Origin of the sequence: Streptomyces cirratus, from assembly GCF_014650775.1 — a bacterium.
Lineage (GTDB): Bacteria > Actinomycetota > Actinomycetes > Streptomycetales > Streptomycetaceae > Streptomyces > Streptomyces cirratus.
In genome coordinates this window covers 917,625-939,227 of the sequence record NZ_BMVP01000002.1, presented here as the reverse complement: position 1 = coordinate 939,227, position 21,603 = coordinate 917,625, and the positions used below count along the sequence as shown (strand labels likewise).

Here is a 21,603-nt window from a genome sequence, read left to right as displayed (position 1 = left end):
ACTAGCTGAGGCCGGCGGTGCGGGCGCGGGCCACGGCGGGGCCGATGGCGGCGGCCACGGCGGTGACGTCCTCCTTGGTGGAGGTGTGGCCGAGGGAGAACCGCAGGGTGCCGCGGGCCAGGTCGGGATCGGTGCCGGTGGCGAGCAGGACGTGGCTGGGCTGGGCCACGCCCGCGGTGCAGGCGGAGCCGGTGGAGCATTCGATGCCCTGGGCGTCGAGGAGCAGCAGCAGGGAGTCGCCCTCGCAGCCGGGGAAGCTGAAATGCGCGTTGGCGGGAAGCCGCTCGGCCGGGTCGCCGCCGAGGACGGCGTCGGGCACTTCCCGGAGCACGGCGGTGATCAGCTCGTCGCGCAGGGCGCCGATCCGGGTGGCGAAGTCCTCGCGCCGCTCTGCGGCGAGGACGGCGGCGACCGCGAAGGCGGCGATGGCGGGCACGTCCAGGGTGCCGGAGCGGACGTGCCGTTCCTGGCCGCCGCCGTGCAGGACGGGCACGGGGCTCTGGTCGCGGCCGAGCAGCAGCGCGCCGATGCCGTAGGGGCCGCCGATCTTGTGGCCGCTGACCGTCATGGCGGCGAGGCCGCTGTCGCCGAAGCGGACGTCGAGCTGTCCGAACGCCTGGACGGCGTCGGAGTGCACGGGGATCCCGTACTCGGCTGCGACCGTGGCGAGTTCGCGGACCGGCAGTACGGTGCCGATCTCGTTGTTGGCCCACATGACGGTGGCGAGGGCGATGTCGCCCGGGTCCCGCTCCACCGCTTCCCGGAAAGCCTCGGGGTGTACGCGTCCGTACCGGTCCACCGGCAGGTACTCGACGCGGGCGCCCTCGTGCTCGGCGAGCCAGTGGACGGCGTCGAGGACGGCGTGGTGCTCGACGGGGCTGGCGAGGACGCGGGTGCGGGCGGGGTCCTGGTCGCGCCGGGCCCAGTAGAGGCCCTTGACGGCGAGGTTGTCGGCCTCGGTGCCCCCGGCGGTGAAGACCACCTCGCTCGGGCGCGCGCCGAGGGCTTCGGCGAGAGCCTCGCGCGCCTCCTCGACGGTGCGGCGGGCGCGGCGGCCGGCGGCGTGGAGGGAGGACGCGTTACCCGTGGCGGCGAACTGCGCGGTCATCGCCGCAGCCGCCTCCGGCAGCATCGGCGTGGTTGCGGCGTGATCGAGGTAGGCCATGATCCCCCGATTCTACGAGCCCCCACCGGGCCCTGCGGCCCCGGGACCGGGCCCGGACCGGCCGGGGCCCCGAGCCGGACGGGACCCGGGCCGGGGGCGGGGTGCCGTCAGGTGCGCGGGGCGCGGGCCAGTTGGCGGGACTGGGCCACCAGGCGGTCCGCCGAGTCCCAGACTTCGGCGTCCTCCTCCAGGAAGCCGCCGGCCAGGTTGCGGGTGGTGATGGCGACCCGCAGCGGCCCCGGGGCCGGGCGGTGGCGGATGTGCGTGGTGAGCTCGACGGTCGGGGTCCACCCCATCAGACCGAGGTCGAAGGAGGTCGGCGGCAGCGCGTCCACCGCCAGCAGCAGGGACAGCGGGTCCGCGTCCCGGCCGTCGGCCAGCTCGAACCAGGCCCGCATCTCGCCCTTGCCGGACGGCGCGCCGACGGCCCAGCCGGCCGTCGCGGGGTCCAGCCGCAGCCGCAGCCGGTCGACGATCTCGGAGCTGCCCGGGATGGGCGCCGGGCCGGCTTCCGTGCCGAGGCAGTCCTCGTACGCCGGGATGGCCGGGGGCCGCGCCGTGGTGTGGACGGAGTCGGGGAGCGAGGCGAGATCGCCGTAGGAGGCGAGGACCCGGATGCGCTCGACCTCCGCGCCGTTCTCGTCGTACTGGAAGAGCGAGGCCTGCCCGGTGGAGAGGGTGCGTCCGCTCCGGACGAGCTGCGTGCGGATCACGGCGGGGCCGGGCACGGAGGAGGTCAGGTAGTGGGCGGAGACGGTGAACGGGTCCGGGTGCGGGAGCGCTGCCGCCAGCGCCCGGCCGACCAGGGCCAGCAGGTATCCGCCGTTGACCGCGCTGATGATCGTCCAACCGGCGGAGAGTTCCGCGTCGTACACCCCGGCCTCGCCCGCTCGGGGGGCGATGGCGGTGTCGCGGTCGAACTCGCTGTCTCCGATGGCTGCCTGGGCCGCTGTGTGTGACATGAGGCGAAGGTACACCGGCAAGCTACTAAGCGGTAGCTTTGTTGTGCTACGGCGATGTTACGGCTCTTCGGCCACCGCAGAGCGGCGGTTCCAGGCCAACGGCGCCCGCCAGTGGTACCGGATCGCGAGCAGCCGCAGCACGAAGGCGGTGACGATCGCGACGCCCGTGGTGAAACCGTTCAGCTTGTCGAAGCCGATGAACAGGGCCACCATCGAGGCCCCGACCACCGCCGGGACCGCGTACATCTCGCGGTCGCGCAGCAGGGACGGCACCCCGCCCGCGAGGACGTCGCGCATGACACCGCCGCCGACCGCCGTCGCCACCCCCAGCGCGGCCGACGCGGTGAGCCCCAGCCCGTACTCGTAGGCCTTCGTGGTGCCCGACACGCAGAACAGCCCGAGCCCGGCGGCGTCGAAGACGTTGATGGCGCGGTTGATCCGCTGGACCTCGGGGTGCAGGAAGAAGACGAGCGCTGCGGCGACCAGCGGGGTCAGGAAGAAGCTGAGCTCGCCGAACGCGGCCGGCGGGACGGCGCCGATCACCAGGTCGCGCAGCAGTCCGCCGCCGAGGGCGGTGACGAGCGCGAGCACGCAGATGCCGAAGACGTCGAAGTTCTTGCGGACGGCGAGCAGCGCGCCGGCGGTGGCGAAGACAAAAATGCCCGCGAGGTCCAGGGCGTGCTGGATACCGGGCGGGAAGAGATCGTGGGACACGCCCCCATTGTGCGGGCTGGCGGCGATGGCCCCGACAAAGGCCCCGCCGCGGCGGAACAGCAGCCCGCGCGGGGGTCCCGGGGCGTGGCCGCCCCGGGACCCCCGGCGTGCCGGCCTAGAGGGTCGGCGTCTCCACCGCTTCCGCCGCGCCCGGCAGGGCCTTGTCGCCCGGCGCCTGGTCGGGGGCGTTCTCCGGGTGATGACAGGCGACCTGGTGCCCGGTCTTGAGGGCGACCAGCGGCGGCTCCTGCGTCGTGCACAGCTCCGTCGCCTTCCAGCAGCGGGTGTGGAAACGGCAGCCGCTGGGGGGCGAGATGGGAGAGGGCACGTCGCCCTTGAGCAGGATGCGGCCGCTCTTCGCGCCGCGCCGCCTCGGGTCCGGCACCGGCACGGCCGACATCAGCGCGGTCGTGTACGGGTGCATCGGCGCCTCGTACAGCGACTTGCGGTCCGCCAGCTCCACGATCTTGCCGAGGTACATCACCGCGATCCGGTCGGAGACGTGCCGGATGACCGACAGGTCGTGCGCGATGATCACGTAGGTCAGGCCGAGTTCCTCCTGGAGGTCGTCCAGCAGGTTCACCACCTGGGCCTGGATCGACACGTCCAGCGCCGACACCGGCTCGTCCGCGACGACCAGCTTCGGCTTGAGGGCCAGCGCCCGGGCGATGCCGATGCGCTGGCGCTGGCCGCCGGAGAACTCGTGCGGGTAGCGGTTGTAGTGCTCGGGGTTGAGCCCAACCAGCGAGAGCAGCCGCTGCACCTCCGCCTTGACGCCGCCTTCGGGGGTGACCTTCTGGAGCTTGAACGGCGCTCCGACGATCGTGCCGACCGTGTGGCGGGGGTTCAGCGAGCCGTAGGGGTCCTGGAAGATCATCTGGACGTCGCGGCGCAGCGGCCGCATGCCGGCCACACCCAGGTGGGTGATGTCCTTGCCCTCGAACTCGACCTTTCCGCTGCTCGGTTCGAGCAGTCGCGTGATCAGCCGGCCCATCGTGGACTTGCCGCAGCCGGACTCGCCGACGATGCCGAGGGTCTCACCCCGGCGGACGTCGAAGTCGATGCCGTCCACGGCCTTGACCGCTCCGCTCTGGCGGCGCAGCAGCCCCTTGTTGATGGGGAAGTGCTTGACCAGTCCGGTCACCTTGAGCAGCGGTTCCTCGGCCGCGGACGCCCCTGAGGCCTCGGCGGCCCGCGGCGCGCCCGTCTGCGCGCCCGTCTCGTTCATGTCGCTCACAGCTTCGGCGCAATCTCTTCGGTCCAGATCCGGGTCCGCTCCTCCTGCGACATGTGGCAGGCGGACCAGTGCCGGCTGTCGTCCTGGGTCAGCTCGGGGCGCTGGGTGCGGGTGATGCCGCCCTTGGGTACGTCGGCGTAGGGGCACCGGGGGTTGAAGGCGCAGCCGCTCGGGATGTTGATGAGGCTGGGCGGGGAGCCCTTGACCGGGATCAGCCGCTCGGTCTGGTCGCGGTCGATGCGCGGCATCGAGCCGAGCAGGCCCCAGGTGTAGGGGTGGCGGGGCTCGTAGAAGACCTTCTCGGCGGTGCCGCGCTCGACGCACCGGCCGCCGTACATCACGAGGATGTCGTCTGCCATCTCGGCGACCACGCCGAGGTCGTGCGTGATCATGATGACGGCGGAGCCGAACTCCTTCTGGAGGTCGCGGATCAGGTCCAGGATCTGCGCCTGGACGGTGACGTCCAGCGCGGTCGTGGGCTCGTCGGCGATGAGCAGTTCGGGGTTGTTGACCAGCGCCATCGCGATCATCGCGCGCTGGCGCATACCGCCGGAGAACTCGTGGGGGTAGGAGTCCACGCGCCGGTGGGGCTCCGGGATGCCGACGCGGTCGAGCATCTCCACGGCCCGGGTGCGGGCCGTCTTCTTGTCGACGTCGTTGTGGGTCCGGTACGCCTCGACGATCTGCTTGCCGACGGAGTAGTACGGGTGCATCGCGGACAGCGGGTCCTGGAAGACCATCGCCATCTTGCGGCCGCGGAGCGTGCGCACGTGGTCGGCGTCGGCCCGGACGAGGTCCTCGCCGTCGAGCACGACCTCGCCGGAGATGTGCGGGCGGCTGCGGGACTGGCCGGTGCGGTGCAGGCCCATGATGGCCAGCGAGGTGACCGACTTGCCGGAGCCGGACTCGCCGACGATGCCGAGCGTCTTGCCGCGTTCGAGGTCGAAGGAGAGCCCGTCGACGGACTTGACCAGGCCGTCGTCGGTCGGGAAGTGGACCTGGAGGTCGCGTACGGACAGGAAGGACGTCGCCGGGACCCGGGACCCGGGACCCGCCTGCTCGGGCACGAACACGGGTCCGCCGGAGGTGGAGGGGTTGTCGGTCACGTCAGCCTCACGCGCGGGTCGATGACGGCGTACAGCAGGTCCACGATCAGGTTGGCCAGGACCACGAACAGCGCGGCGAGCATGGTGACGCCCATGATGACGGGGAGGTCGCCCTGGCTGATGGCGGCGACGGCCGCCGTTCCCAGGCCCTGGAAGTTGAAGGTCGTCTCGGTGAGCACGGCGCCGCCGAGCAGGCCGCCGAGGTCGAGGCCGAACATCGTGACGACCGGGGTGAGCGTGGAGCGCAGGGCGTGCTTGCGGATGACCACGCCCTCCTTGAGGCCCTTGGCGCGGGCCGTGCGGATGTAGTCCTCTCCGAGGACCTCCAGCATGGTGGCGCGGGTGATGCGGGCGTAGGTGGCGGCGAAGAGGAAGGCCAGGGTGACCCACGGGAGGATCAGGCTGTTGAGCCAGGCCAGTGGATCCTCGGTCAGGGGTTTGTAGTTGGACACGTCCAGCCAGCCCAGGCCGTAGACGAAGATCGCGGGCGCCACCATGCCGGTGAAGAAGATCGGCAGGGATACGCCGGCGAGCGCTCCGATCATCACGGTCCGGTCGATGGCGGTCCTGCGTTTGAGCGCGGAGACCACTCCGGTGGCCACACCGGCGATCACCCAGATCACGGCCGCGCCGAGGGCGAGCGAGAGGGTGACCGGCATGCGGTCGAGCATGGTCTCCCAGACGGGGGCCTCGCTCTTGAAGGAGTAGCCGAAACACGGTGCCGCGCAGTGCGTGACCTCGGTGCCGGCGTCGTAGTCGCGGCCGGCGAAGACGCCCTTGAGGAACATCCAGTACTGCTCGGAGATGGGCTTGTCGAAGCCCATCTTCACGCGGATGCCGGCCAGGGCGGTCGGGTTGGTCTCGCGGCCGGCGTACATGAGCGCGGGATCGCTGCCGGTCAGTTTCGGGACCGCGAAGAAGATGCCGAAGGTGACCACGGAGACCACCAGCAGCGTGGCGGCGACGTTGAACAGCCGCCGTATGAGGTAGACGAGCACTGCAGTCGGCCGCCCGGGGCGGGCGGTCGCCGCCCCTCGTGGGGACGGCGACCGCCGCCTGCGGCCTTCACCTGCCCTTCGGACTAGCGCATGTGCGGTGAAGGCACTTACTTACGTACTTGCTGACCTGCTGGTGTCCGGCGGCCGCCTCGCGGGGCCGCCGGACGGTCGGACGACTGGCGCCGACTACTGGCTGCCGTGCCCGCGGGCTACTTGGCGACGCCGACGACCGCGAGGTCGATCTTGCCCATGGAGTCGTTGAAGTAGACGTTCGTCAGGCGCGGGTTGTGGTAGACCAGCGCCTTGTCGAAGTTGATCGGCAGGTAGAGCGCCTTCTCCATGATCTTCTTGTTGATGTCGGTGTAGAACGGCGCTGCGGCGTCCGGCGTGGCGGCCGCGGCGGCCTTGTCGAACAGCCCGTTGACCTCGGGGTCGTCGAGCATCGTGTAGTTGTTGTTGCCGGTCTGCGCGATGAACGAACCGTCGACCAGCGGCTGGAGGAAGCCCGCGCCGGAGTTGTAGTCGGCGCCCCAGCCCATGACGATGATTCCGTAGTTCTTCTTCTTCACGTTGTCGGGCGAACCGATGGTGGAGGAGGAGAGCTTGCCGTCGTACTGGTCGATCGTGGCCTTGATGCCGACCTTGGCGAGCGAGGCCTGGAGGGACTCGGCCGACTTGACCTCGGGGGCCTTGTTGTTGCGGACCGCGATGGTGGTCTCGAAGCCGTCCGGCTTGCCGCACGCCTTGAGGGCGGCCTTCGCCTTGTCCTCCTGCGGCTTGCCGGCGGTCAGGTTCCACGGGTCGTAGGACTTGTCGGCGCCGGGGACACCGGGCGGCAGCATGTTCGCGCCGAGGTCACCGCTGGTCGGGCCGCCGCGGGCGTTCTGCAGCGACTTCGGGTCGGCCGCGTAGATGACCGCCTTGCGGCACTCGACGTTGTCGAACGGCGCGACCGTCTGCGGGAAGGCGAAGTAGCGGATGTAGCCCGTGAAGGGGTTGTCCGCGTTCTTCTTGAGGTTCGCGTCCTTGAGGATCTTGTTCTTCGCGGCCTGCTGGACACCGGTGCCGTCGACGGCGAGGTCGATGTCGCCGGAGAGCAGGCGCTGGTCCATGTCGTCCGGGTTGGTGGTGACCGTGAAGGTGATCTTGTCCGGCAGACCCTTGCGGATCGTGTCGGTCTTCGGGTCCCAGTTCTCGTTGCGGACGAAGGTCGCGCCCTTGCCGGAGGCGAAGCTCTCGACCTTGTACGGCCCCGTGGAGACCGGCTTGTTGGTGTAGGTGGCACCCGTGTCCTTGCCCGCCGGGACGGGCGAGGAGGACGACATGGCCAGCAGGTACTTGAAGTCGGAGTTCGCGCTCGCCAGGTTGAAGACGACCGTGTGGTCGTCCGGCGTCTGGACGGACTTCAGCCCCATCTTGTCCGGGTCGGTGTCCTTGTAGGGACCCTGGTACTTCTGGCCCTGGTCGAGCTGGTCGATCAGGTAGGTCGGGCCGCCGGCCAGCACGTCCTGTGCGAAGACGCGCTCGACGCCGTACTTGAAGTCCTTCGAGGTGATCGGCGTGCCGTCCTCGAACTTCACGCCGTCCTTGATCTTGACGGTGTACGTTTTGCCGTCGTTGCTCAGGACGGGCTCGCCGTCGGCGAGGTCCGGGACCAGCTTGGTGCCCGCGGCGCCCGGCTTGCTGTCGTACGCGTAGAGCTGGCGTATGAACAGGCGCTGCATGTTCCACACGAAGCCGTAGTAGGCACGCGCCGGGTCGAGGAAGTCGACGTCCTGGGGGGACCAGAGCTTGAGCTCACCGCCCTTGGCGTCGGAGGCGTTCACGACGCCGGTGGCGGCACCGCTGTAGCCCTTGTCGCCCTTGTCGCCCCCCGCCTTCTTGGTGTCGTCGCCACCGCACGCGGCGGTCAGCGACAGGGCGGCGATCACGGCGGTGATCGCGAGTGCCTGCTTTCTGCGGATCACGGTTGTCCAACCTCCATAGGTGGGTGAATCGAAAGAGCGGTTCAGCTGCCCTTGGGGTCGAGTGCGTCGCGCAGCCCGTCCCCGAAGAGGTTGAACGCCAGGACGGTGATGAAGATCGTGATACCGGGGACCACCATGTACATGGGGTCGTCCTGGTAGATGGGGATGGCGTCGGACAGCATCTTTCCCCAGGAGGCGGTGGGCGGCTTGACGCCGGCACCGAGGAAGCTGAGGGCCGCTTCCGTCAGGATGTTGGTCGGGATGATCAGCGTCGAGTAGACGAGGATCGGCGCGACCAGGTTCGGCAGCAGCTCCTTGATCAGGATGTACCCGCGGCCCGCGCCGAGGCTGCGTGCCGCCTCCACGTACTCGCGCTCCCGCAGGGACATCGTCTGGCCCCGGACGATACGGCCGATGTAGGGCCAGCCGAAGAAGCCGATGACGAGGATCAGCACCGCCATGCGGACGCTCGAACCCTCCAGCCCCATGAGGCTGTTGGGCACGACGGAGACGAGCGCGATGGTGAACAGCAGCTGCGGGAAGGCCAGCAGCAGGTCCATCAGGCGGCTGATCACGCCGTCGACCCAGCCGCCGAGGAAGCCGGCGAGCGCGCCCAGCAGGCTGCCGATGACGACCGAGACGAAGGCCGCCAGGAAGGCGACGATCAGGGAGATGCGGGCTCCGTAGAGGATCCGGCTGAACACGTCGCGGCCGTTGGTGGGTTCGACACCCAGCAGGAAGTCGGAACTCACGCCGCCGAACGAACCGATCGGCGTGCCGAGGTCGGGATCGATCAAGTCCTCGTGGAACTCGTTGGGCGGGTGGCCCAGCAGGCTCACGATCTGCGGCGCGAAGACCGCCACCAGGATCAGGAAGATCACGACCACGCCGCCGGTCAGCGCGACCTTGTCGCGCTTGAGCCGCATCCAGGCGATGCGGCCGGGCGAGCGGCCTTCGATGGCCTTGGCAGGGACGTCGGCTACGGACACGGGTGCGGGCGTCTCCGCGCTCGTGTCGTGCAGTGGTGCCGTCATCGTGGTGGGGACCCCTCTCGGCCGACGGGTGTGCCGGCCCATGCCCGCCGCTGTGGCGGCGTTGGTGCGGAGTGACGCTCGGAGTGCGTGGGACACGCGGAACGCGTGTGAAGTGCAGGAAGTGCAGGACGTGCGGGAAGTGCTGCGGGAAAAACGCGGCGTGCGAGTGCAGTGCCGATCACGTGCCGAACCGCGTCCTGGAGGACTGACCGGCTCTTGGGTGGGGAGTCTTCATCGGGCGCTCGACCAGCCGCCAGACCCGCAGTTGAATGGATGCGCAACCGTGATCTGACGCCCTGATTCCCGTTATCCGGACTCCACTCACACCTGAGCGGAGCAAGACCGTCCGTTCGGTACGCAATCGGGCATGTCGCCCAACTCGCAAGAGCGATGCGTCTTTTGGGCGTACGACTCGGGTGAAATCCGGACAAGACGAAGGCCGCCGGGAACCGTGGGGTCCGGCGGCCTCGGAATGGCCGGTATTCGATGTCTCAAAACATAAGCACGTTCCGGAAGGAGGGATTCCGGCGCAGGAGCTCGTACGGGCCTCGTACGGGGCCTCGTACGGGAGCCGGCGGGGGCGGCTAGTAGGAGGGGGCCTGGCCCTCGCGGTCGTAGAACGGACGGGTCTGCGAACGCAGCCACATCGCCACCGGGTCGTGCTCGTCGGCGAGCGCGACGGTGCACACCGGAACGCCCTCCGGGACCGCCCCGACCGACTGCCGCATCATCTCCCGTACGGATTCCAGCGCGGGCGCGGAAGCGTCGTACAGGTCCAGCCCCACCGCCAGGTACGCCGACCCCAGCGACGGCTGCACCCAGGCGCGGCGGAGCGAGCGGACGGCGGGCGTACGGTGCGCGTGCTGGGTCAGCAGCCCGTAGAACTGCGGGAGCTCCAGGGCGGGCTCGGACAGCCGCAGCGGGCCGGCCGGCATCCGGTCGAGGCCGGTGGCGATGCGGCGCAGGTCCGCCCAGGGCAGGCCGAGGCCGCCGCCCTGGGCATGGGGGTTGAGCCACAGGCCCCAGCGGTCCGGGTACAGGGCGCGGGCGATGTCCCGGCCGGTGACCACTTCGTAGCCGCGGTTCCATCCGCTGGCGGCCAGCTCCTGCGGGGAGGTCACGCAGGGCGCGTAGCCGAGGCCGTCGACCTCCATGCCGCCGTACTGGGCGTCCGGGGAGCCCGGCCGGCCCTGCCAGAGCAGCATCCACAGGCGGCCCTCCGCCAGGGCGTGCAGGAGCGACTCGTAGCTCTCATAGCGCCCCGGAGTCACCTGGCGCAGCATGTGCTCGACCTGCCCGGCCGCGGCCGTGCCTGACGCACTCACCCGGTACCCCTCTTCGTCCGCCGTCATCCACGCGTATGGGCCACCAGCTTAAGCGGCCCTAGGGGAGGTAGAAGGGGCGTACGCGCTCACGGATGTAGTCGACCACCGGGTCCTGGGCGGCGTCGAGGAGGATCAACTGCACGGGCCAGGGCGGGGGTACGCGCGTCAGGGCCCGGCCGAGGGCCTCCAGCGGGGCGCTGCGCGCCTCGGGATCCCATCCCGCCAGTTGGACACCGATGTACAGCTGCGGCTCCCCGCCTTCGACGCTGGCGAGACAGCGGTGGGCGGCGGTGACCACGCCGAGGGCGCGGAACTCCTCGGTGGCGGCGGCGAGGAAGTCGACCGGGTCGTGCTGCCAGTCGGGCTCGAAGAGCCGGACGCGGCCGCCGGTGGCGGGGCCGTCGAGGGGGGTGCGGCCGGTGCGGCAGAGCTCCGCGACGGCGGGCGGGGGGAGCGGGACGCCGACGGCGCCCTCGGGGTTCAGGGCGATGCCGAGCTGCGGGGGCAGGCCGCGGGCGAACTCGACCGCGGGGGCGACGGCGAAGTCCATGGCGGGGCCGGCGCAGACGCGGAACTGGGCCTCGGAGCTGTAGACGGGGACGTACGCCTGTCCGCCGATCAGCATCGTGGGCAGGTCGAGGCTGGCGTGGTCCGGGCCGCCTCCGCGCGGCAGCGGCACCCACACCTGGCTGCGGCCGAGCACCTCCAGGATCCGGGCCCCGGCGTCCGCCTGCCCCAGGGCCGCGCCGAGCACGTGCTCCAGCTCGTTGTCGGGCCACCCACTGCCGTGCATCCGCCGCCTCCTCGCTCCGCGCTCCTCCGCAGACCCTAATCCTTCCCACCTCCCGCCCTCCCCCGGGGCCCCGCGCCACCCCGGCCCCGCCGGCCCACTCCGGCCCACTCCAGCCCCGCCGGCGTTTGAGGCGCGGGTCCGGGCGGAGCCCGGTGCCCGGCGGACCCGGGTTCCCTGGGGCTCCGCCCCAGACCCCGCGCCTCAAACGCCGGCGAGGCTGACATGGCCCGAACCGGCGCCTCGAACGCCGGCGAGGCTGACATGGCCCGGACCCCGCGCCTCGAACGCCGGCGGGGCTGGAGTGGGCGGCGGCGCGGCCAGGGCGGGGCTACCGGAACGTGATGTGCGTGACCGCGGCAGCGGAAGGGCGGTCCAGGAGGGTGACCGTCGCGCAGCCCGCAGGGGGACGGCCGGCTTCCGCGGCGCGCAGGAGCCGGGTCACCGCCGCGCGGTGGCGGGCGAAGGCGTACGCCGACACCCCCCGCCCCCGCTCCGCCTGCCCGGACAGTGCCTCCTGCGCGGTGGTGTCCAGCAGCAGCAGGTGCAGCGCCCGCCCCCGTCGCCGCGCCACCGCCGCCAGCAGGCCCCGCACCCACGCCTGGCTGCCGCAGTCGTGCACCACCGCCGACGCCCCCGACCGCAGGGTCCGCCACAGCCCCCAGTAGTGGTCGAGGCGGACCAGCGGCCGGTACACCCCGTACGGCAGCGCCCCCGGCATCCGCCGCTCCCACCGCTCCCGGGTGTCCTGCGAGTCGATCGCCCCGACCCCCGCGGCCCGCTTGATCAGCGTGCTCTTGCCACCGCCCGGCAGGCCGGACACCACCACGATGTCCCCCGCGGCGAAGCCGAGCCACCGAGGCCCCCGCGCCCCGGTCCCGCGCAGGTCCCGGACCCGCCCGGCCTGCGCCTCCACCGGAACCGCCGCCGGCACGTCCGCACGCCGCTGCGCCGGAACCCCCCCAAGGGTCCCCGTCAAAGCCGGCACTCCGAACCTCCGCACAGTGATCGCCTCCCCCGCTTCTGTAAAGGGACGGTAATCCGCCCCGCCCGGTTCCGACCCGCCCGGTGCCGCCCCGCCGGGTTCCGCCCCGCTCAAGCCCCGCTCGGACTTTCGGGCCCGCCCGCCCGCACCCGCCGACCTCGTGCAATGATGTGCGCCATCTGGACACCAACTGCATACCGGCCGCTTGAATCCGCGCGGGAGAGTCCCGGCAGGCCGCAAGGCCGTGCCCGGGCGCCGAAGGAGCAAGTTCCTCCCTTGAATCTCTCAGGCCCCGTACCGCGTGGATGAGGCAGATCTGAAAAGCGGGCTGCTCGACAGCTCCACCCAAGGTGCAAGCCGATGACGCGCCCGCCCGGCGCGGGAACTCTCGGCGAACCTCTCAGGTTCCGATGACAGATGGGGAGGATCGTCCTCGTCATGTCATGCCCTGGGACCCGGGAGCCACACCCATGAGCACTGCCCCCCGCCTGACCGCGCTCGACGCGCTGCACCGCTCGCTCGGTGCGACCATGACCGACTTCGCGGGCTGGGACATGCCGCTGCGCTACGCCAGTGAGCGCGACGAGCACAACGCCGTGCGCACGAAGGCCGGTCTCTTCGACCTGTCCCACATGGGCGAGATCACCCTGACCGGCCCCGAGGCCGTCAAGGCGCTGGACCACGCGCTGGTCGGCAACATCTCCACCGTCGGCGTCGGCCGCGCCCGCTACACGCACATCTGCCAGGAGGACGGCGGGATCCTCGACGACCTGATCGTCTACCGCCTGGGCGAGAGCGAGTTCATGGTCGTCGCGAACGCCTCCAACGCCCAGGTCGTCCTGGACGCCCTGACGGAGCGTGCCGCCGGCTTCGACACCGAGGTCCGCGACGACCGTGACGCGTACGCGCTGATCGCCGTCCAGGGCCCCGAGTCCCCCGGCATCCTCGCCTCCCTCACCGACGCCGACCTGGACGGGCTCAAGTACTACGCGGGTCTGCCCGGCACGGTCGCCGGCGTCCCCGCGCTGATCGCGCGTACGGGCTACACCGGCGAGGACGGCTTCGAGCTGTTCGTCGCCCCCGAGCACGCCGTGGAGCTGTGGCAGGCGCTGACCAAGGCCGGCGAGGCCGTCGGCCTGGTCCCGGCCGGCCTGTCCTGCCGGGACACGTTGCGCCTGGAGGCGGGCATGCCGCTGTACGGGCACGAGCTGACCACCTCCCTGACCCCGTTCGACGCGGGTCTGGGCCGGGTCGTGAAGTTCGAGAAGGAGGGCGACTTCGTCGGCCGCGCCGCGCTGGAGGCCGCCGCCGAGCGTGCCGCCTCGAACCCCCCGCGCAAGCTGGTCGGCCTGATCGCCGAGGGCCGCCGGGTCCCGCGCGCCGGTTTCCCGGTGGTCGCCGACGGCAAGGTCATCGGCGAGGTCACCTCCGGCGCCCCGTCCCCGACGCTGGGCAAGCCGATCGCGATGGCCTACGTGGACGCGGCGCACGCCGCGCCCGGCACCTCCGGTGTCGGCGTGGACATTCGCGGTACGCATGAGCCGTACGAGGTCGTCGCCCTGCCGTTCTACAAGCGGCAGAAGTAGCCCCCGTACGCCGTACCGGCCGTCTCAGCCCGTCTCAGCCCGTCTCAGCCCGCAAGACCACTGTTCGTATCCACTCCCCCGCATCCAGGAGAATCAGGTCATGAGCAACCCCCAGCAGCTGCGTTACACCAAGGAGCACGAGTGGCTGTCGGACGCCGTGGACGGCGTCGCGACGGTCGGCATCACGGAGTTCGCGGCCAACGCGCTCGGTGACGTCGTCTACGCCCAGCTGCCCGCGGTCGGCGACACCGTCACCGAGGGCGAGACCTGTGGCGAGCTGGAGTCGACCAAGTCGGTCAGCGACCTGTACTCCCCCGTCTCCGGCGAGGTCGTCGAGGCCAACCAGGACGTCGTGGACGACCCGGCGCTCGTGAACACCGCACCGTTCGAGGGTGGCTGGCTGTTCAAGGTGCGCCTCTCGGAGGAGCCGAAGGACGTGCTCTCCGCCGACGAGTACGCCGCGCTCACCCACTCCGACAACTGACACCCCAGGGGATCCTGATGTCCGTTCTGAACACCCCCCTCCACGAGCTCGACCCGGACGTCGCCGCCGCCGTCGACGCCGAGCTCGTACGCCAGCAGTCGACCCTGGAAATGATCGCGTCGGAGAACTTCGCTCCGGTCGCCGTCATGGAGGCCCAGGGCTCGGTCCTGACCAACAAGTACGCCGAGGGCTACCCCGGCCGCCGCTACTACGGCGGCTGCGAGCACGTCGACGTGGTCGAGCAGATCGCGATCGACCGGATCAAGGCGCTGTTCGGCGCCGAGGCCGCGAACGTCCAGCCCCACTCGGGTGCGCAGGCGAACGCCGCCGCGATGTTCGCGCTGCTCAAGCCGGGCGACACGATCATGGGCCTGAACCTGGCCCACGGCGGTCACCTGACCCACGGCATGAAGATCAACTTCTCTGGCAAGCTCTACAACGTGGTCCCGTACCACGTCGACGAGACCGGCCAGGTCGACATGGCCGAGGTCGAGCGCCTCGCCAAGGAGTCCAAGCCGCAGCTGATCGTCGCCGGCTGGTCCGCGTACCCGCGCCAGCTGGACTTCGCCGCGTTCCGCCGGATCGCGGACGAGGTCGGCGCGTACCTGATGGTCGACATGGCGCACTTCGCCGGCCTGGTCGCCGCGGGTCTGCACCCGAACCCGGTCCCGCACGCCCACGTCGTCACCACCACCACGCACAAGACCCTCGGCGGTCCGCGCGGCGGTGTCATCCTGTCGACGCAGGAGCTGGCGAAGAAGATCAACTCCGCGGTCTTCCCCGGTCAGCAGGGTGGCCCGCTGGAGCACGTGATCGCGGCCAAGGCCGTCTCCTTCAAGGTCGCCGCGTCGCCCGAGTTCAAGGAGCGCCAGGAGCGCACCCTGGAAGGTGCGAAGATCCTCGCCGCCCGCCTGGTCCAGGACGACGTCAAGGCCGTGGGCGTGGACGTCCTCACCGGCGGCACCGACGTGCACCTGGTCCTGGTCGACCTGCGCAACTCGGAGCTGGACGGCCAGCAGGCCGAGGACCGCCTCCACGAGGTCGGCATCACGGTCAACCGCAACGCCATCCCGAACGACCCGCGGCCCCCGATGGTCACCTCGGGCCTGCGGATCGGTACGCCGGCCCTGGCCACCCGCGGTTTCGACGCCGAGGCCTTCACCGAGGTCGCCGAGATCATCGCGCAGGCGCTCAAGCCGGCCTACGACGCCGAGTCCCTCAAGGCGCGCGTCTCCGCGCTCGCCGCGAAGTTCCCGCTGTACCCGACGCTCTGACGCGGCCGGGCGGGGCCCGGTGCCTGTTCCCACAGGCCCGGGCCCCTTTTCACGCCCGCCCGGCCCTCCCCGCCCGCCGGGTGCGGCCGGAATGTGAGCCGACCCACACCCGGGCTTCCCCTTGTGGCCCCGTCCGGCAGCCAGGTCGTTCACCTCGCCGCGTTAAGCTCGACCGTCGGACAAAATCCGAACAAACCTCCCTGATCACCTCCCGCTGATCAAACCCGCTCTCCTGTGCCCCTCTCCCACCCCACGAGCAGACAAGGGAGTCTCGCCACCGTGGCCATCTCCGTCTTCGACCTCTTCTCCATCGGCATCGGCCCCTCCTCCTCCCACACGGTCGGCCCGATGCGGGCGGCTCGCATGTTCGTGACCCGCTTGAAGAAGGAAGGCGTCCTCGCCCAGACGGCTTCCGTACGCGCAGAGCTCTTCGGCTCGCTCGGCGCCACCGGCCACGGCCACGGCACCCCCAAGGCGGTCCTGCTGGGTCTGGAGGGCCACTCCCCCCGCTCGGTGAACGTGGAGACCGCCGACGCCGAGGTCGAGCGGATCCGCCAGAGCGGCCGGCTGCGCCTGCTGGGAGCGGAGATAGGCGAGGCCCACGAGATCGCCTTCGACGAGCCGAGCCAGCTCATCCTGCACCGCCGCCGGTCCCTGCCCTACCACGCGAACGGCATGACGCTCTTCGCGTACGACGCGGCCGGCGCCCCTCTGCTGGAGAAGACGTACTACTCGGTCGGCGGCGGCTTCGTCGTGGACGAGGACGCGGTCGGCGAGGACCGGATCAAGCTCGACGACACCGAGCTCAAGTTCCCGTTCCGCAGCGGCGACGAGATGCTGCGCATGGCCCGGGAAAGCGGCCTGTCGATCTCCGCGATGATGCTGGAGAACGAGAAGGCCTGGCGCACGGAGGAGGAGATCCGCGAGGGCCTCCTGGAGATCTGGCGGGTCATGCAGGCCTGCGTCGCGCGCGGCATGTCCCGCGAGGGCATCCTGCCGGGCGGCCTGAAAGTCCGGCGCCGCGCCGCGAACACCGCGCGCAAGCTGCGCTCCGAGGGCGACCCGCAGGCGCTGTCGATGGAGTGGATCACCCTCTACGCGATGGCCGTGAACGAGGAGAACGCCGCGGGCGGCCGGGTGGTCACCGCCCCGACGAACGGCGCCGCGGGCATCATCCCGGCGGTGCTGCACTACTACATGAACTTCGTGCCCGGCGCCGACGAGGAGGGCGTGGTCCGCTTCCTGCTGTCGGCCGGAGCGATCGGTCTGCTCTTCAAGGAGAACGCCTCGATCTCCGGCGCCGAGGTCGGCTGCCAGGGTGAGGTCGGCTCGGCCTGCTCCATGGCGGCCGGCGCCCTCGCCGAGGTCCTGGGCGGCAGCCCGGAGCAGGTCGAGAACGCCGCCGAGATCGGCATGGAGCACAACCTGGGCCTGACCTGCGACCCGGTCGGCGGCCTGGTCCAGATCCCGTGCATCGAGCGCAACGGCATGGCGGCGGTCAAGGCCGTCACCGCGGCCAGGATGGCGATGCGCGGTGACGGCTCCCACAAGGTCTCCCTGGACAAGGTCATCAAGACCATGAAGGAGACCGGCGCCGACATGAAGGTCAAGTACAAGGAGACCGCCCGCGGCGGCCTCGCGGTCAACGTCATCGAGTGCTGAGCCCCTGAGGGCGGACGTGAGGGCCGGGCGCGCGCGTGCGCCCGGCCCTCACGTCGTCCCCGCGCGCGTGCAACCGTGACGGCGTCCCGCGTGTCTTCAGCGGTGTCACCTTGTCCCCGTCTCTCAGAATCGGGGGGACGTCATGCAGCACGTACGTCGCCGCCAGGTCACCGCCCTGCTCGCGGGCGCCCTGCTCACCGCCGGGATCGCGTTCGCCGCGCCGGCCTCCGCCGCCACCACCACGCTGGTCACCAACGCCCGCTGGGGCGGCCACTGCACCTACGACCGGCTCGTCATCGACCTCCAGGGAGCCGCCCCGCCGGTCACCGTCACGCCCGTCTCCGAGCTGGTCTACGACGGGTCCGGCAAGCCGGTGCCCCTGCCGGGCAAGTATTTCCTGGAGATCAGGCTGCACCCCGCCGCCGCGCACGACTCGGCCGGTCACAACGTCTACGTGGGGCCGGCGCTCCAGCAGATCGCCCTCCCCAAGCTCAAGGGCATGGCCAAGACCGGCGACTTCGAGGGGTACGTCACCTTCGGGGCGGCCTTCGACACCCCGCCCACCTACAACACGAGCGTGCTGCACGCCCCGGAGCGGTTCGTCCTGGACTTCCCGCACCCGGCCACCTGCTGAGCCCGGCCCCCGCTAGCGGTGCTCGGGGTTGGGGAAGTCGAAGCGGCACCCGGCGTCCCACTCCGAGCGCTGGTTGCCGTGTGCCGGGATGCCGCCCGCCCGTTTCAGGAGGGCGGCCAGGTGCATGAGGTTCCAGCTCATGAAGGTCGTGTTCCGGTTGGTGAAGTCGTTCTCGGGGCCGCCCGAGCCGGGGTCCAGGTACGAGGGCCCCGGCCCGGCCTCGCCGATCCACCCGGCGTCGGCCTGCGGCGGGATCGCGTACCCGAGGTGCTGGAGGCTGTAGAGGACGTTCATCGCGCAGTGCTTGACGCCGTCCTCGTTGCCGGTGATCAGCGCCCCGCCCACCCGGCCGTAATAGGCGTACTGGCCGTGCTCGTTCAGCAGCGAGGAGCAGGCGTAGAGCCTCTCGATGACCCGCTTCATCACGGAGCTGTTGTCCCCGAGCCAGATCGGGCCGCAGAGCACCAGGATGTCGGCGTCCATGATCCGGCTGTAGAGGACGGGCCACTCGTCGCTCTCCCAGCCGTGCTCGGTCATGTCGGGCCACACACCGGTGGCGATGTCGTGGTCGACGGCCCGGACGAGCTCGGTCCGGGCGCCGGCGGCCTCCATGACCGCCCGGCTCCTGGAGATCAGGCCCTCGGTGTTGCTGGTCTCGGGGGACCGCTTGAGGGTGCAGTTCACGTAGAGGGCGCTCAGGTCGCCGTAGCGGGGGCTCTGCGCGGATTCCGAATCGTCGGCCACCGCACCACCGTGCGTCCCGCGGGACGCGGCCACCAACCCGGCGCGCCCGGAAGGGGCGGGTTGTGACCCGTCCGGGCGGGCGACTAGGGTCATGGGGCCTTGGTGTTCGGGAAACCGGTGGGAAACCGGTGCGGCCCTCGCCACTGTGATCGGGAAGTCCGGCTCCACTCCCACGCGGGAAGCCACTGGGCCCGCGCGGGTGACCGCACGGCCCCGGGAAGGCGGAGTCAGGGCATCAGTACCCGTGAGCCAGGAGACCGGCCGGGGCGCGTCGTCCATCCACGAGGTGCTGGAGAGGTCTCCAAAGTCATGCATATCGCCGAGGGCTTCCTGCCCCCGTTGCACGCGGTCGCCTGGGGCGTCGCGTCCGCCCCCTTTGTCGTACACGGTGCCCGCGCCCTGACCCGCGAGGTGAAGGCGAACCCGGAGAGCACGCTGCTGCTCGGAGCGTCGGGAGCGTTCACGTTCGTCCTGTCGGCCCTCAAGATCCCGTCCGTCACGGGCAGTTGCTCCCACCCGACCGGGACGGGGCTCGGCGCCATCCTGTTCCGACCGCCGGTCATGACGGTGCTCGGGACCATCACCCTGCTGTTCCAGGCCCTGCTGCTCGCGCACGGCGGGCTGACCACGCTCGGCGCGAACGCCTTCTCGATGGCGATCGCCGGGCCCTGGGCGGGATACGGCGTCTACCGGCTGCTCAAGCAGTTCGACGTGCCGCTGATGGTGACCGTCTTCTTCGGCGCGTTCTTCGCCGACCTCGTCACCTACTGCGTGACCAGCGTCCAGCTGGCGCTGGCCTTCCCGGACCCGTCGAGCGGATTCCCCGGCGCGCTCGCGAAGTTCGGCGGCATCTTCGCGGTCACGCAGATCCCGCTGGCCGTCAGCGAAGGGCTGCTGACCGTCCTCGTCATGCGGCTGCTGATGCAGTCCAGCAAGTCCGACCTGGTCCGCCTCGGCGTCGCCAAGCTGACCGGCGGCGCCGCACGCACGGAGGCCGCCCGATGAGCCGTAACGCTAAGATCAACGCCCTGCTGCTGCTCCTGGTCGCGGCGCTCGCCGTACTGCCCGTCGCGCTGGGCATGGGCGACGGCAAGGAAGAGCCGTTCGCCGGCGCGGACAGCCAGGCCGAGTCGGCGATCACCCAGATCGAGCCGGACTACAAGCCGTGGTTCTCGCCCCTGTACGAACCCCCCTCCGCGGAGGTCGAGTCGGCGCTGTTCGCGCTCCAGGCGGCCCTCGGTGCGGGCGTGCTCGCGTACTACTTCGGCCTGCGCAAGGGCCGCCGCCAGGGCCTCGCCCACAACCGCGGCGAACAGGCCGGCGTCGCCCGGTCGCGCGGCGAACAGCCGTAGCCGGTGCTGCCCATCGACGTGGCGGCGCACGGCAGCCGCTGGCGCCACCGCCATCCGCTGGAGAAGGCACTGCTCGGGCTCGGGCTCACCGTCACGGCCGTCGCCCTGCCGCCCTGGCCGGGCGGGCCGCTGGTCGCGGCGGCGACCCTGGCCGTGCTGCTCGGTCCGGCCGGCGTGGCCGGACGGCAGCTGTGGCGGGCCTTCCGGATCCCGCTGGGCTTCTGCGTCACCGGGGCGCTGCCCCTGCTGTTCGCGGTCGGCGGCCCGGCGGGGCCGGTCTCCCTGGCCCCGGACGGCCCCCGGCACGCGGCGGAGCTGCTGCTGCGCACTTCGGCGGCTTCGCTCGGGGTGCTGCTGTTCGCCTTCACCACCCCCGTGTCGGACGTGCTGCCCCGGCTGGTGCGGGCGGGGGTACCGGCCCCGGTCGTGGACGTGGCCCTGGTCATGTACCGGATCGGGTTCCTGCTGCTCGACTCGGTGGCCCAGGTCCGCCGGGCGCAGGCGGCCCGGCTCGGGCACACCGGCCGGGCCGCGCTGTGGCGTTCGCTGGCCGGGCTCGCCGCGACCTCGTTCGTGCGGGCCTTCGACCGCGCGGCGCGGCTCCAGGAGGGGCTGGCCGGGCGGGGCTACGACGGGGCGCTGCGGGTGCTGGTGCCCGGGGCGACGCTGTCGTGGCGGTTCCTGGCGGCGTCGGCGGCCCTGCTGGGCGCGCTGGTCACCGTGACTCTCACCCTGGAAGGGCTGTACTTGTGAACCCGTTGGTGGAACTGGTGGGCGCGGGTTACGCGTACGAGGACGGCCCGGAGGTGCTGTCCGGAGTGGACTTCGCCATCGCACCGGGCCGGGCGCTGGTCCTCCTGGGCCGCAACGGCAGCGGCAAGACCACGCTGATGCGGCTGCTGAGCGGCGGCCTGCGGCCGGGTGCGGGCGAACTGCGGCTGGACGGCACTGCGGTGGGGTACGACCGGGCGGGGCTGACCCGGCTGCGCAGCCGCGTCCAGCTGGTCGTGCAGGACCCGGACGACCAGCTGTTCGCCGCCTCGGTCGAGCAGGACGTGTCCTTCGGCCCGATGAACATGGGCCTGGCCCTGGCAGAGGTACGGGACCGGGTGGACTCGGCGCTCACCGCGCTGGACATCACCGCCCTGCGGGACCGGCCGACGCACCTGCTCTCGTACGGGCAGCGCAAGCGGGCGGCGATCGCGGGCGCGGTCGCGATGGCGCCGGAGGTGCTGATCCTGGACGAGCCGACGGCCGGACTGGACCCGGACGGGCAGGAGCGGCTGCTGGAGGTGCTGGCGGGCCTGCGCGCGAACGGCACGACGGTGGTGATGGCCACGCACGACGTCGAGCTCGCGGTGCGCTGGGCCGACGACGCGGCGGTCCTCACCCCGTCGGGCATCCGCGTCGGCCCGGCCGCGGCGCTGCTGTCGGACCCGGAGCTGCTGGCTTCGGCGGGGCTGCGCCAGGCGTGGTCCCCGGCGGTGACGGCGCTCCTGCGGGCGCGGGGCCTGCTGGAGCCGGACGCACCGGGGCCGAGGACGCCGGAGGCACTGTCCGCCTGGGCGGGGGCCCCGTCCTGAG

21 protein-coding genes and 2 riboswitches are annotated in these 21,603 nt (G+C 71.4%); of the genes, 9 read left to right on the top strand and 12 right to left on the bottom strand.

Annotated elements, in window-relative coordinates:
• Position 1 precedes the first annotated feature (1 nt).
• The 11 genes from IE207_RS09285 to IE207_RS09235 form a co-directional block, all read right to left on the bottom strand.
• Positions 2 to 1,165 carry a cysteine desulfurase family protein gene (locus IE207_RS09285; protein WP_190183525.1) on the bottom strand — a complete coding sequence of 388 codons (1,164 nt, stop codon included), beginning with the start codon at positions 1,163 to 1,165 and terminating at the stop codon, positions 2 to 4.
• A gap of 107 nt (positions 1,166 to 1,272) precedes the next feature.
• Positions 1,273 to 2,127 (bottom strand): thioesterase family protein, encoded by an 855-nt coding sequence (locus IE207_RS09280; protein ID WP_190183524.1) that lies wholly within the window; start codon positions 2,125 to 2,127, stop codon positions 1,273 to 1,275.
• A 57-nt stretch (positions 2,128 to 2,184) separates the two neighbouring features.
• Positions 2,185 to 2,841 (bottom strand): trimeric intracellular cation channel family protein, encoded by a 657-nt coding sequence (locus IE207_RS09275; RefSeq protein WP_190183523.1) that lies wholly within the window; start codon positions 2,839 to 2,841, stop codon positions 2,185 to 2,187.
• 115 nt (positions 2,842 to 2,956) lie between these two features.
• Complete coding sequence (locus IE207_RS09270; RefSeq protein WP_229873558.1) at positions 2,957 to 4,069, bottom strand: ABC transporter ATP-binding protein; 1,113 nt, start codon at positions 4,067 to 4,069, stop codon at positions 2,957 to 2,959.
• A gap of 5 nt (positions 4,070 to 4,074) precedes the next feature.
• Complete coding sequence (locus IE207_RS09265; protein WP_373304684.1) at positions 4,075 to 5,184, bottom strand: ABC transporter ATP-binding protein; 1,110 nt, start codon at positions 5,182 to 5,184, stop codon at positions 4,075 to 4,077.
• Complete coding sequence (locus IE207_RS09260) at positions 5,181 to 6,182, bottom strand: ABC transporter permease (protein ID WP_190183522.1); 1,002 nt, start codon at positions 6,180 to 6,182, stop codon at positions 5,181 to 5,183. The genes IE207_RS09265 and IE207_RS09260 overlap by 4 nt, the downstream gene beginning before the upstream one ends.
• A 209-nt stretch (positions 6,183 to 6,391) precedes the next feature.
• Positions 6,392 to 8,149, bottom strand: coding sequence for an ABC transporter substrate-binding protein (locus tag IE207_RS09255; protein ID WP_190183521.1), 1,758 nt, complete (start codon positions 8,147 to 8,149; stop codon positions 6,392 to 6,394).
• A 41-nt stretch (positions 8,150 to 8,190) separates the two neighbouring features.
• A complete protein-coding gene (locus IE207_RS09250) occupies positions 8,191 to 9,183 on the bottom strand; it encodes an ABC transporter permease (RefSeq protein ID WP_190183520.1) in 993 nt (330 codons plus the stop codon).
• 584 nt (positions 9,184 to 9,767) lie between these two features.
• Positions 9,768 to 10,508, bottom strand: coding sequence for an enhanced serine sensitivity protein SseB C-terminal domain-containing protein (locus IE207_RS09245; RefSeq protein ID WP_136214523.1), 741 nt, complete (start codon positions 10,506 to 10,508; stop codon positions 9,768 to 9,770).
• Between the two features lie 58 nt (positions 10,509 to 10,566).
• Complete coding sequence (locus IE207_RS09240; RefSeq protein ID WP_190183519.1) at positions 10,567 to 11,301, bottom strand: enhanced serine sensitivity protein SseB; 735 nt, start codon at positions 11,299 to 11,301, stop codon at positions 10,567 to 10,569.
• A gap of 328 nt (positions 11,302 to 11,629) precedes the next feature.
• Positions 11,630 to 12,232, bottom strand: a complete 603-nt coding sequence (locus IE207_RS09235; RefSeq protein WP_229873493.1) for an ATP-binding protein — start codon at positions 12,230 to 12,232, stop codon at positions 11,630 to 11,632.
• Between the two features lie 257 nt (positions 12,233 to 12,489).
• Positions 12,490 to 12,593, top strand: a riboswitch (glycine riboswitch).
• 160 nt (positions 12,594 to 12,753) lie between these two features.
• Between IE207_RS09235 and gcvT the strand changes: the two genes are divergently transcribed.
• The 5 genes from gcvT (at position 12,754) to IE207_RS09210 (ending at position 17,923) form a co-directional block, all read left to right on the top strand.
• Positions 12,754 to 13,869: a glycine cleavage system aminomethyltransferase GcvT gene (gene gcvT / locus IE207_RS09230; RefSeq protein WP_190183517.1), complete on the top strand. Its 1,116-nt coding sequence runs from the start codon at positions 12,754 to 12,756 to the stop codon at positions 13,867 to 13,869.
• Between the two features lie 100 nt (positions 13,870 to 13,969).
• Positions 13,970 to 14,353 (top strand): glycine cleavage system protein GcvH, encoded by a 384-nt coding sequence (gene gcvH / locus IE207_RS09225; RefSeq protein WP_030236063.1) that lies wholly within the window; start codon positions 13,970 to 13,972, stop codon positions 14,351 to 14,353.
• Between the two features lie 17 nt (positions 14,354 to 14,370).
• A complete protein-coding gene (glyA, locus tag IE207_RS09220) occupies positions 14,371 to 15,627 on the top strand; it encodes a serine hydroxymethyltransferase (protein WP_190183516.1) in 1,257 nt (418 codons plus the stop codon).
• Positions 15,628 to 15,906: 279 nt separating this feature from the next.
• Complete coding sequence (locus IE207_RS09215; protein WP_190183515.1) at positions 15,907 to 17,289, top strand: L-serine ammonia-lyase; 1,383 nt, start codon at positions 15,907 to 15,909, stop codon at positions 17,287 to 17,289.
• Positions 17,290 to 17,431: 142 nt separating this feature from the next.
• Positions 17,432 to 17,923, top strand: coding sequence for an AMIN-like domain-containing (lipo)protein (locus IE207_RS09210; RefSeq protein WP_190183514.1), 492 nt, complete (start codon positions 17,432 to 17,434; stop codon positions 17,921 to 17,923).
• Positions 17,924 to 17,935: 12 nt separating this feature from the next.
• Here the strand turns inward: IE207_RS09210 and IE207_RS09205 are convergent, their stop codons facing one another.
• Positions 17,936 to 18,667 (bottom strand): flavodoxin family protein, encoded by a 732-nt coding sequence (locus tag IE207_RS09205; protein ID WP_190183513.1) that lies wholly within the window; start codon positions 18,665 to 18,667, stop codon positions 17,936 to 17,938.
• An 83-nt stretch (positions 18,668 to 18,750) separates the two neighbouring features.
• A riboswitch (cobalamin riboswitch) is annotated at positions 18,751 to 18,947 on the top strand.
• Between the two features lie 29 nt (positions 18,948 to 18,976).
• Between IE207_RS09205 and IE207_RS09200 the strand changes: the two genes are divergently transcribed.
• Genes IE207_RS09200 through IE207_RS09185 form a run of 4 tightly spaced genes read left to right on the top strand, consistent with a single transcriptional unit; the run spans position 18,977 to position 21,602 of the window.
• Positions 18,977 to 19,672, top strand: a complete 696-nt coding sequence (locus IE207_RS09200) for an energy-coupling factor ABC transporter permease (protein WP_190183512.1) — start codon at positions 18,977 to 18,979, stop codon at positions 19,670 to 19,672.
• Entirely contained in the window at positions 19,669 to 20,019 is a 351-nt protein-coding gene (locus IE207_RS09195; RefSeq protein ID WP_190183511.1) for an energy-coupling factor ABC transporter substrate-binding protein, read from the top strand. Before IE207_RS09200 ends, IE207_RS09195 begins: the two co-directional genes overlap by 4 nt.
• Before the next feature lie 3 nt (positions 20,020 to 20,022).
• A complete protein-coding gene (cbiQ, locus tag IE207_RS09190) occupies positions 20,023 to 20,772 on the top strand; it encodes a cobalt ECF transporter T component CbiQ (protein ID WP_190183510.1) in 750 nt (249 codons plus the stop codon).
• Positions 20,769 to 21,602, top strand: a complete 834-nt coding sequence (locus IE207_RS09185; RefSeq protein WP_190183509.1) for an energy-coupling factor ABC transporter ATP-binding protein — start codon at positions 20,769 to 20,771, stop codon at positions 21,600 to 21,602. The genes cbiQ and IE207_RS09185 overlap by 4 nt, the downstream gene beginning before the upstream one ends.
• The last annotated feature ends 1 nt before the right edge of the window (position 21,603 follow it).

What these genes read in the sequence shown, in the direction of transcription:
- IE207_RS09195 (WP_190183511.1), top strand. Translation starts at nt 19,669, where the DNA reads ATGAGCCGTAACGCTAAGATCAACGCCCTGCTGCTGCTCCTGGTCGCG.
- IE207_RS09285 (WP_190183525.1), bottom strand. Translation starts at nt 1,165, where the DNA reads ATGGCCTACCTCGATCACGCCGCAACCACGCCGATGCTGCCGGAGGCG.
- IE207_RS09240 (WP_190183519.1), bottom strand. Translation starts at nt 11,301, where the DNA reads ATGCACGGCAGTGGGTGGCCCGACAACGAGCTGGAGCACGTGCTCGGC.
- IE207_RS09200 (WP_190183512.1), top strand. Translation starts at nt 18,977, where the DNA reads ATGCATATCGCCGAGGGCTTCCTGCCCCCGTTGCACGCGGTCGCCTGG.
- IE207_RS09280 (WP_190183524.1), bottom strand. Translation starts at nt 2,127, where the DNA reads ATGTCACACACAGCGGCCCAGGCAGCCATCGGAGACAGCGAGTTCGAC.
- gcvH (WP_030236063.1), top strand. Translation starts at nt 13,970, where the DNA reads ATGAGCAACCCCCAGCAGCTGCGTTACACCAAGGAGCACGAGTGGCTG.
- glyA (WP_190183516.1), top strand. Translation starts at nt 14,371, where the DNA reads ATGTCCGTTCTGAACACCCCCCTCCACGAGCTCGACCCGGACGTCGCC.
- IE207_RS09250 (WP_190183520.1), bottom strand. Translation starts at nt 9,183, where the DNA reads ATGACGGCACCACTGCACGACACGAGCGCGGAGACGCCCGCACCCGTG.
- IE207_RS09210 (WP_190183514.1), top strand. Translation starts at nt 17,432, where the DNA reads ATGCAGCACGTACGTCGCCGCCAGGTCACCGCCCTGCTCGCGGGCGCC.
- gcvT (WP_190183517.1), top strand. Translation starts at nt 12,754, where the DNA reads ATGAGCACTGCCCCCCGCCTGACCGCGCTCGACGCGCTGCACCGCTCG.
- IE207_RS09270 (WP_229873558.1), bottom strand. Translation starts at nt 4,069, where the DNA reads ATGAACGAGACGGGCGCGCAGACGGGCGCGCCGCGGGCCGCCGAGGCC.